This window comes from Synechococcus sp. OH2 (assembly GCF_047462155.1).
In the GTDB taxonomy this organism is placed as follows: domain Bacteria; phylum Cyanobacteriota; class Cyanobacteriia; order Thermostichales; family Thermostichaceae; genus Thermostichus.
Genome location: NZ_JANSIR010000062.1, coordinates 2,959 through 12,758, shown reverse-complemented (window position 1 = coordinate 12,758; position 9,800 = coordinate 2,959). Strand labels below are relative to the sequence as shown.

General features: G+C 62.6%; 8 protein-coding genes. 2 read left to right on the top strand and 6 right to left on the bottom strand.

Annotated features, from left to right (window positions below; translation table 11 throughout):
• Both NW835_RS05170 and NW835_RS05165 read right to left on the bottom strand, forming a co-directional pair.
• A partial coding sequence (locus NW835_RS05170; RefSeq protein WP_414414699.1) for an ATP-binding cassette domain-containing protein occupies positions 1–347 on the bottom strand: 347 nt, incomplete at its 3' end.
• Positions 344–1,387 carry a FecCD family ABC transporter permease gene (locus NW835_RS05165; RefSeq protein ID WP_414414698.1) on the bottom strand — a complete coding sequence of 348 codons (1,044 nt, stop codon included), beginning with the start codon at positions 1,385–1,387 and terminating at the stop codon, positions 344–346. The genes NW835_RS05165 and NW835_RS05170, both read right to left, overlap by 4 nt.
• 372 nt (positions 1,388–1,759) lie before the next feature.
• On the opposite strand from NW835_RS05165, the gene mutS reads away from it, so the two are divergent.
• A complete protein-coding gene (gene mutS, locus NW835_RS05160) occupies positions 1,760–4,438 on the top strand; it encodes a DNA mismatch repair protein MutS (protein ID WP_414414697.1) in 2,679 nt (892 codons plus the stop codon).
• An 8-nt stretch (positions 4,439–4,446) separates the two neighbouring features.
• Here the strand turns inward: mutS and NW835_RS05155 are convergent, their stop codons facing one another.
• A complete protein-coding gene (locus NW835_RS05155; protein ID WP_414414696.1) occupies positions 4,447–5,097 on the bottom strand; it encodes a cofactor assembly of complex C subunit B in 651 nt (216 codons plus the stop codon).
• Between the two features lie 460 nt (positions 5,098–5,557).
• On the opposite strand from NW835_RS05155, the gene sigC reads away from it, so the two are divergent.
• Complete coding sequence (gene sigC, locus NW835_RS05150) at positions 5,558–6,652, top strand: RNA polymerase sigma factor SigC (RefSeq protein WP_414363909.1); 1,095 nt, start codon at positions 5,558–5,560, stop codon at positions 6,650–6,652.
• A 10-nt stretch (positions 6,653–6,662) separates the two neighbouring features.
• On the opposite strand, the gene murJ is transcribed toward sigC, so the two are convergent.
• The 3 genes from murJ to NW835_RS05135 form a co-directional block, all read right to left on the bottom strand.
• Complete coding sequence (gene murJ, locus NW835_RS05145) at positions 6,663–8,309, bottom strand: murein biosynthesis integral membrane protein MurJ (RefSeq protein ID WP_414414695.1); 1,647 nt, start codon at positions 8,307–8,309, stop codon at positions 6,663–6,665.
• 187 nt (positions 8,310–8,496) lie between these two features.
• A complete protein-coding gene (locus NW835_RS05140; RefSeq protein ID WP_414378010.1) occupies positions 8,497–8,853 on the bottom strand; it encodes a DUF4278 domain-containing protein in 357 nt (118 codons plus the stop codon).
• 212 nt (positions 8,854–9,065) lie between these two features.
• Positions 9,066–9,800: HEAT repeat domain-containing protein (locus NW835_RS05135; protein ID WP_414414694.1), on the bottom strand; the 735-nt coding region annotated here is incomplete at its 5' end.

Sequence of the window (9,800 nt, the reverse complement as noted above, 5' to 3'; positions counted from 1 at the left end):
CACGCCCACCAGGGCTGGTGAGGAGAACGCCCCAAGCTCACCAGTTGCCGCACTGTCAGCCCTGTCGGGATCCGCGGCTGCTGGGGCAAAAGGGCCAACTGCCGCGCCACCTGTTGCGGGCTGAGCTGGGTGTGCAGATCCCGACCGTCCAAAAGTACGCGCCCCGCCTGCGGAACCAACACTCGGCTGAGTAGCCGCAGCAGGGTCGATTTGCCTGAGCCATTGGGGCCGACAATGCTCAGCCAGTCCCCCGCCTGCAGGCTGAAGCTCACCTGCCGGATCACCTGATGCGAGCCATAGCCCCCGCTCAGCGCCTCGGCCTGCAAAATCGGCCAGCCCGCCCTCATTGCCCCGCCTCCCGCTGCCGCAGCAGCCAGCCGAAAAACGGCGCCCCCATCAACGCCGTGACGATCCCCACCGGCAGCTCTACAGCCCCCAGCCGGGCGAGGAGATCGGCGCCGCTTAACAGAGCCGCCCCCGCCAAGGCAGAAAGGGGCAACAGCCAGCGGTGATCCGATCCCACCCCCTGGCGCACCATGTGGGGCACCACCAACCCCACAAAGCCGATCAACCCCCCCACGCTGACGACTGCCGCCGCCAACAAAGCCGCCACCAAGCCGATGGTCACCCGCGTCCGCACCAACGGGATCCCCAAGCTCACCGCCATCTCTTCTCCTAGGCCCAGCAGGTTCAAAGCCCGTGCCTGCGCCCAGCCCAGCCCCAGCCCGACCAGGATATACACCCCGGCCACCCGCACCTCCGGCCAACCCCGCCCGCTCAGGCTGCCGATCAACCACGTCAGGGCCACCTGGACCCGCTCATCGGCCAGGAGCAACAGAGCAGAGCTGATCGCCCCAAAGAGGGCGCTGACAGCCACTCCCGCCAGGATCAGCCGTTCCACCGCCAGCCCGGAGCGGGTGCGCGCCAGCCCATACACCAACACCGTGGTCAGCACGCCGCCCACCCAAGCTGCCAAGGGCACCCAAGCCGTCCACTCCCCCCAGGTGAGCAGCGCTACGGCCGCCAGGCCCGCCCCCGCCGAGATGCCCAGCAGGTAGGGATCCGCCAGCCCATTGCCCAACATCCCCTGCAACAGGGCCCCCGCCATCCCCAAGGCTGCCCCTAGCAACTGGGCCAAAAGCGCCCGCGGCAGCCGCAACTGCCAGACAATGGTCTGCCGGATCGGATCCCCTTGCCCCCCCAGGGCCTGCCACAGCTCCGAAAAAGTTATGGGAACGGATCCCAAGGCGATTGAGATCCAAAGCAGCAAGAGGATGACACCCAGTAGCAAAACCATCAAGCCGACCGGCGAGCGGATCCGCCTGGCCTGCCCCCAGCGGGTCTCCGGGTCAACTCCTGATGACAGACGCTCTTGCTTGGCCAACATCGCAAACCTCTGGACTTTTAAGAGGGGGAGATCCCCAAGACAAGACAGCCCCAGCCGGCTCGCCAGCGCACCCAGACCCACCCCGGCGCAGCCCTAACCTGCCGAGCTTCTTAGCTTGTTGAGACTTAGATTCAATAAGAACGTAGCTGTCAGAATAACAGGCTTTCTTGGCTATTGCAAGTTAGTTTTAATAAGTCTTCGACCCCCTTTGAGCCAAGGGGAGATGGATCGGCACTCCCAGCCGCCTAGGCGGGCTTGTTCCCCGAAACCAAAGTCTGCCTTCACTGAGCTGCCCAAGGAGAGGGGGAAGATCATAAATGGCCGAAGCCGACTAGCTTGGGTTGGACAGAGCCGTCTTGAAGTATTGGCGCTATGACTTCTTCCGCTGCCCCTGAGCCCACTTGGGATGCCCTGCAGGTGGATCCCGCCCTGCTCACCCCCATGATGCAGCACTACGTAGAGCTAAAGCGGCAATACCCCCACGCCATCCTGCTCTACCGCCTGGGGGATTTCTACGAGATGTTTTTCCAGGACGCGCAACTGGTGTCGCGGGAGCTGGAGCTGGTGCTCACCGGGCGAGAGGCGGGGGCCATCGGGCGGGTGCCCATGTGCGGGATCCCTTACCACGCCTTTGACCGCTATGCCGCCCAGTTGGTGGCCAAAGGCTATGCCCTAGCCGTCTGCGACCAGATGGAGCCGGCGGATCAAGCCAAAGGCTTGGTGCGGCGGGAAGTGACGCGGGTGATCACCCCCGGCACGGTCATCGAGGAGGAGCTGCTGCAGGCGCGGCAAAACAACTACCTGGCGGCCATTGTCCGCCTGCGAGGCTCCAAGCAAACCGCCTGGGGCCTGGCCTATGCCGACATTTCCACCGGTGAGTTCTGGGTCTGCCAGAGTGAGGGGCAAGAGCAGCTAGAACAGGAGCTGGCCCGGCTGCAGCCGGCGGAGATCCTGCTGCCCACCGAAGAGGGGCTGGGCCTGGGCCTGATGCGGCCTGGGGATCCCCAAGCCCCCCTGGGCCTACCCGGCCAGTACGCCTATACCCTGCGCCCGGCGGAGCCCTTTGAGCTAGCGGTGGCGCGGGACAACCTACTGCAGACCTATGGCCTGCGCTCCCTGGAGGGCTTGGGCTGCGAGGGACTGCCGCTGGCCATTCGGGCGGCAGGGGGATTGCTCCACTATCTGGAAGAGACGCAAAAGAATCTGGTGCAACCCTCTCCCCAAGGGGGCCATCCGCTCCTGCGCCCGCCCCGCACCTACCAGCTCACCGACTACCTAATATTGGACGCCCAGACCCGCCGCAACCTGGAGCTGACCCAGACCATCCGCGAGGGGGCCTTTGTTGGATCCCTGCTCTGGGTCTTGGATCACAGCCGCACCGCCATGGGCGGGCGCACCCTGCGCCGCTGGCTGCTGCAGCCTTTGCGGGATCCAGAGCAAATCCGCCTTCGCCAGGACACCATCCAGGAGCTCTTGGAAAACCCCTCTCTGCGCACCCGCCTGGGATCCCTTCTAGACTCTCTGTACGACCTGGAGCGCTTGGCCAACCGCGTCGCCTCCGGCACCGCCAACCCGCGCGAGCTGGTGGCCCTGGGCTCCTCCCTGGGCAAACTGCCCCAACTGGCCGAGCTGGTGGCCGAAGCCCAAACTCCCCTCCTGCAGAGCCTACAGCAGGTGGATCCCGCTCTGGTTGACCTGGGCCGGCGCATTGAGCACACCCTCTTGCCCTCCCCGCCCCCTGTGCTTACCGAAGGGGGGCTGATCCGGCCTGGGGTGGATGCCGAGCTGGACAGGCTGCGGCAGCAGGTGGAGCAAGACCGCCAGTGGATTGCCCAGTTGGAGAAAACCGAGCGCGAGCGCACCGGCATCCCCACCCTCAAAGTCGGCTTCAACAAGGCCTTTGGCTACTACCTCAGCATCAGCCGCGCCAAGGCGCAGCAGGTGCCCAAGGAGTACATCCGCAAGCAGACGCTCACCAACGAAGAGCGCTTCATCACCCCTGAGCTTAAAGAAAAAGAGGCTCGCATCCTCACTGCCCAGACCGAGATCAACCAGCGGGAGTACGAGCTGTTTGTGCAGTTGCGCCAGGAGGCGGGATCCCAGGCTGCCGCCATCCGCCAGGTGGCCCAGACCCTGGCCGCTGTCGACGCTCTGTTTGGCCTAGCCGAGGTGGCCGTGCAGCAGGGCTACACCCGCCCGGTGATTACTGCAGATCGCCGTTTAATCATCGAGGAGGGGCGCCACCCAGTGGTGGAGAAATCTTTGCCCCAGGGCTTGTTTGTCCCCAACTCGGTGCGGCTGGGATCCCCCCACGGCCCCGATCTCATTGTCCTCACTGGCCCCAACATGTCCGGCAAGTCCACCTACTTGCGCCAGATTGGGCTAATCCAGATCCTGGCCCAGATGGGCAGCTTTGTCCCGGCGCGGCGGGCGGAGTTGGGCCTGTGCGACCGCGTGTTTACCCGCATTGGCGCCGTGGATGATCTGGCCACAGGACAGTCCACCTTCATGGTGGAGATGAACGAGACGGCCAACATCCTCAACCACGCCGGCGAGCGCTCCCTGGTGCTCTTGGACGAGATTGGCCGCGGCACCGCCACCTTCGACGGCCTCTCCATCGCCTGGGCCGTGGCCGAATACCTGGCCACCCACGTGCGCGCCCGTACCATCTTTGCCACCCACTACCACGAGCTCAACCAACTGGAGACGCTGCTGCCCAACGTGGCCAACTTCCAGGTGGTGGTCAAAGAGCTGCCGGATCGCATCATCTTTTTGCACCAGGTGCAGCCGGGGGGAGCCGACCGCTCCTATGGCATCGAGGTAGGGCGCATGGCCGGCCTGCCCCAGCCGGTCATCGAGCGGGCCAAACAGGTGCTGGCTCTGGTGGAAAAACACAGCCGCATTGGCCTGGGCCTGCGCAACCAAGGGAAAAGCCGCCCTTCTTCAAACAACCCCAAAAAACAGCCCAAGCAAGAATCCCATTCCAGCGGGATCCCCGACTGCGATGCCACAGCGGGGGATCAACTGTCCTTTTTCCCCAAAGAGCTCTAGGGCTACTCTCAACCTGGATCCCGTTCTTGCAGCCCCAAGGTAGTGGCCAGCACCTCCAGCTCCTCCCGCTGCCCCTCTACCCACAGGAGGGATCCGGGGGGCGGATCGGCCTCTTGCAACCTTAGGCGGAGCTGCTGCGGGCGGTGATTGCGCCGCCAGTAGTACCAGCCTGCCCAAGGAGAGACCAACAGCAGTGTCCAGGGCCAAACTCCCCAACCCGGCTCCAGCACCTGCAGCACCAAAGCCAGACAGGCCAGCCCCGCTCCCGCCAGCCCCGTCAAAAAAACGGCCAGTCCCACGCTAGGCCGCGCCTGACCCACAAAGGTGGCGATCCCCTCTGCATCGGCAGATTGCAAGCGATAGGCGCGCCCCTCTAGGTGCTCGCGAAGGAGGGATCCCATTTCCTCCAGGCTACGGCTGCTAGAATAGAGACGGGCTTCGAGGCGGTCTTTGCCAGAGGCTCGCAGGAAAAAGAAGAGGCCAATGGCCAGCAAGACCGTCAGCAGCAGCGTCGAAATTGTCTCTCCATGCAGGGAAAAAGAGGTTGCTACTGCCGCGCGTGCCTGGGCGAGAGAGCCAAAGTTAACGAGCGGCGCAACTGCGATCGAGGCTCTCTCTCCTGACCAGAAAGAAGGGGACTTGGCAAGAAAGTAGCTCATGAAATGCTAGTTTGCACGCCTGCTGGCCAGTTTAGACTACCGAGAGGGGTTGGCTGCCCCCCTCCAAAGAAAAACCAAGTTGCCACCTCTATCGCCTTGTAGCCCACCTGGGCAAGAATCCAAGGACAGTGCGCTTTTCAGCAAGGTCGGTGGCAGTTTAAGAGAAGGGGACTCTACGTCGGATCTAGTGACTCTCGCCTGGGAAGGGCAACTATAATTAAGTTATGATAAGAGGATTGTGCTTTACTGACTATTGTAACTTCCCCTCCCTAGGGTAGCTTCTTTATAGTAAGGGCAGAGCTCTACAACGAGGCGTGAGGAGGGCAGTGCTTATCTCACTTGAGGGATGATAGCGCAAAGCAACGCCTCAGGGAGACACTGAACCCAGAGATTTCCTCATGGTCCTGCCCTTTTGGCTGACCTGTTTGCCTGCTTCTGTCGCTATCCAACAACGCCTTACATGTCTAACTACGAACCTGAGCTCAACGATATTTTGTTCGATGGCGATCTCCTCGATCCTGCTGAGGAAGCAGAGGTAGATCTGGCCGAGAGCGAGTTTGCAGAAGAGGAGCCAGCTCGCCGCTCCACCGATCTGGTGCGCCTTTATTTGCAGGAGATCGGTCGTGTTCCCCTCCTGGGTCGCGATGAGGAGGTGGCTCTGGCCCAAAGAGTCCAAGACTACATGAAGCTCTTGGATGTGCGCCTGCGCCTGCAGAAGGAGTTGGGACGGGATCCGACCCTCGCTGAATGGGCGGCCAGAGCCAACCAGTACCCTGAGTGGGCCAACCTCACTCCCGAAAAGCTGCAGCAGATCCAGCGAATTGGCAAGCGGGCCAAGGAGCACATGATCAAAGCCAACCTGCGCCTGGTGGTGTCGGTGGCGAAAAAATACCAAAATCGCGGCCTGGAGCTGCTGGATTTGATCCAGGAGGGCACGCTGGGCCTGGAGCGAGCGGTGGAGAAGTTTGACCCCAAGAAGGGCTATCGCTTCAGCACCTATGCCTACTGGTGGATCCGGCAGGGCATCACCCGGGCTATCGCCACCCAAAGCCGTACCATCCGCCTGCCCGTTCACATCACCGAGAAACTGAACAAGATCAAGAAAGCGCAGCGCAAGCTCTCCCAAGAGAAAGGCCGCACTCCCACCATCGAAGACATTGCCTCCGAGTTGGAGATGACTCCGCCCCAAGTACGAGAGCTGTTGGTACGGGTGCCGCGCTCGGTCTCTCTGGAAACTAAGGTGGGCAAAGACAAAGACACCGAACTGGGGGATCTGCTGGAAACCGACGACATCTCCCCCGAGGAGACGATGATGCGGGAGGCCCTGCATCGCGATCTGCAGCAGTTGCTGGCGGATCTCACCAGCCGCGAGCGGGATGTGATCCGCATGCGCTTTGGCTTGGGGGATGGGCGCACCTACTCGCTGGCGGAGATTGGCCGCGCCTTGGATCTGTCGCGGGAGCGGGTACGGCAAATCGAGGCCAAAGCCCTGCAAAAGCTGCGCCAGCCGAAGCGGCGCAACCGAGTTCGGGACTACCTCGAAGCCATCAGCTAGCCGGGCCTGCCTAGGGTCTGGATGGAGATCGCTGGCTGGCAATCTTGCTCAAGCGCGTCTGGATCCGGGCTGCCAGCCAGTTCACTTCCGGGATCCGCAAATACAGGGCCCCCGCCGCAAACAAGCCGAGACCGATGCCGGCGGCTAGACTAGCCCCCAGGACAGCAGTAAGCAGCGGGGATCCCAGGATCTCGTGGGAGTGCAGTTGTGTCCACAGCCAATGGCTGAGGCCCCCGGCCAAGGTGGTGATCCCCAGCAAGGGCAGCAGGGCCTGTCCCATCTCCCGCCAAGGGATCCCCGGCAGGCGCTGGTGGAGGCGGATCCCTAGCCCAATCAGAGCCATCAGGTTAACGCCTGCCGTAGCTAGGGCAATGCCCGGTGCTCCAAAGGTGGGCAAAAACAGGAAGTCCAGCAGGGCGTTGAGGCCAATGGACAAGCCACTAATACGCAGCGGCGTAGCCCCATCCTCCAGGGCGTAAAAGATGCGCACCAGCACATCCCGCAGCAAGTAAAAACTTATCCCCAGACCATAGGCCCTCAGCAGGGCCGCCACCTCCTGGGTCACCTCCGGCGTAAAGCGCCCCCGCTGGTAGGCTATCTGGACGATGGGTTCAGCCAGGGCCACCAACAGCATCGCAAGGGGCAGGGTGAGGATGGCCGTAACCATCAGCCCTTGGCGGATGCGTTGGCGCAACTCCAACCAGCGGGATCCATCCCCTGCCAACTGGGCGTAGAGGGGCATCAGGGGCACCAGCACCATGTTGGAGAGGATCCCCAGGGGAGTTTGCACCAAAAGCTGAGCGTAGCCCAAGTTGCCAATGGTGCGATCCCCAGGCACGAAGGAGGCAAAAAAGAGATCCACGTAGACATTGATGTGGATCATGCCGGAGGAGACTACTGCCGGCAGCAGCAGCAGGCCCACCGCCCGCACCGGCGGGGATCCCCACTCAAAGCGCAGCCGCAGCCGCCCCAGCCCCAGCCGCATCTGCAGAGGCACCTGCGCCAGCCACTGGGCAATGGCGCCGATGAGCACACCCCAGGCTAGTAAAGTGGGGATCCCTGTCCACCCTAACGTGAGCAGGATCCCGATGACAGCTAGGCTGGAGATGAGGGGGCTGAGGGCGGGCAAGAGGTAGTGCTCGGCTGCATTGAGTGCCCCAAAGCCAATGCCAATCCAGCCCGAGAGCAGGGCCAGCGGCGCCATGATCCGCAGTTGCTGAGCGGCGAGGACATGCACTTCGGGGCTGGCCCCTGGGGCACTCAGGTGTACCACCCAGTCGGCTCCCCACCAGAGGCCCAAGGTCACCGCCAAAAGCAAGCAGCCCACCAGGGTAGAGATGGACTCTAGCCAGCGGGCTGGATCCTCTCTTCCCGGCTGCTGCTTTTTGAGCACGCTGACGATAGCGCTGTGGAAAGGTCCGTTGATCCCGCCCAGCAAGATCAACAAAAAACCAGGCAGGACGTAGGCTATGCTAAAGGCGCTGTACTCTGGCCCTGAGCCGTAGACTGCAGCAATTAAGGCCTGCCGGACAAACCCCATGCCCTTGCTAAGCAGCGTGGCCCCTGCCACCAGTCCTGCCACTGAGAGCAAGGAACGGGGTGGAGAAGACGCGGCGGAGCCCCCTGGGATCCCTTCCCGCCTGGCAGACTCCTCCATGTCCCTAGCTCCCCACCGCCGCTTTGGCAATGAACAACTGTCGGGATGCCCCAATCGGTTCCTTCGCAGGATTCACCCACAAGCTCACAGCTGCTACCCCCTCGCTTCGGCATAGGGCAGCACTATTATCCCGAATTCTCCGAACCTCGAGAGGGAGGGCGGGGACTTTCGTTAGTCAAGATAGAGCTCAGGCCAGCAGTTGTCGCTCCTGCTCCAGTTGCTGCAACAAATGCTCATCTCCGCGGGCCTGGGCAGAGCGGATGCGCTCCTGCAGCCGGCTCAGCAGATGCTGCCGATGGGTTTCTTTGACTAGGGTCATAAAGTCCTTGCGCAGGGAGATAACCTCGCTCGCTGCCTTCACCTCCGGATTGAGGACAAGGCCTCGATACGTCAAGACAAAAGACTGCGGCAGCGCCACAGCCGCCAATTGAGCTGGCCAGCTCCACGCCAAGCCCCGGTACTGCGCTGGCACCTCCTGCCGCTGGCAGGTTGCGGAGACAGAAGGGACAAAGGGGTGGGCAATGCCCCGGTAGGTCAGTTGCATAGGAAGACTCCCCCACATGAACTGCGGCGAAATAAAGGGGCCCCCCTGCACCGGCCTCTCAGAAGCCGTTAGACAACAGCTCCTGCTTCCTGGATGCGGCTCAGAGGGTAAAACCCAACTTTATTCTGTATCAGCTTTAACAAAATAAGCCCTTAGGTGTCAACTTTAGGTCGAGGTCGCCTTCCCAGCTCTACCTCTCCCTGCCCAGAGGGTTAGAGCAGCTCGTCGATTAGCCATAGCACCTGCTGTAGGTCAGTGCTAGCCTCTTTCCCACATCTAAGGTTTATCTCCACCAATTGCTTGAGGGCGAGCAGCTTGATGTTGGCCTCGACCGCTGCCGCTGCCATGGCTTGGGCCGCTGGCAGGTAGCCACTAGCCCCCAAATCGAGAAGGGCAGCCCGCCGCAGATGAATGTTGGGGTGATCCAACGCCGACAGTAGCGGCTGGACAAAAGTGGGATCCCCTGTCAGGCGGTAACAGGCCCGCGCTGCCGCCCATTGCAGGCGCATCGAGGGGTGCTCCAGATAGGGGCGGATCTGCCCCAGGGCGGCAGCCACCTGCAGATGTCCAAGAGCCTCAATCAAAGCCTCCAAGGCGGCAGGCGCTTCTGTCTGCAAACCTTGCTCTACCCAGCGCAGCCCTTCGAGCAAAGCGGCTCCCAGCTCTCCAGCTTGCCTGGGATCCTGGTCAAGGTTATTGGCCAGGGCAATCTCCACCAGCGCCTGGGCGGCTGCCGCCACCACTTGGCCATCGGAGCAGCGCAAAGCCTCTTTCAGGGCCGGGATCCCAGCAGGGGAGGCCACCTTACCCAGGGCACGGGCGGCGTTGCGCCGCAGCGGATATCCCCCCTGCGTGGTGCGATCCGTCTCATCGGCCAAGGCTTCGATCAGGGCCGGGATCCCTTCCACAACCCGCATGCGCCCCAGCCACCACGCCGCATAGTAGCG

Coding starts and splice junctions, on each gene's coding strand:
- murJ (WP_414414695.1), bottom strand. CDS start 8,309: ATGGAGGAGTCTGCCAGGCGGGAAGGGATCCCAGGGGGCTCCGCCGCG.
- NW835_RS05140 (WP_414378010.1), bottom strand. CDS start 8,853: ATGCAACTGACCTACCGGGGCATTGCCCACCCCTTTGTCCCTTCTGTC.
- NW835_RS05155 (WP_414414696.1), bottom strand. CDS start 5,097: ATGAGCTACTTTCTTGCCAAGTCCCCTTCTTTCTGGTCAGGAGAGAGA.
- sigC (WP_414363909.1), top strand. CDS start 5,558: ATGTCTAACTACGAACCTGAGCTCAACGATATTTTGTTCGATGGCGAT.
- mutS (WP_414414697.1), top strand. CDS start 1,760: ATGACTTCTTCCGCTGCCCCTGAGCCCACTTGGGATGCCCTGCAGGTG.
- NW835_RS05165 (WP_414414698.1), bottom strand. CDS start 1,387: ATGTTGGCCAAGCAAGAGCGTCTGTCATCAGGAGTTGACCCGGAGACC.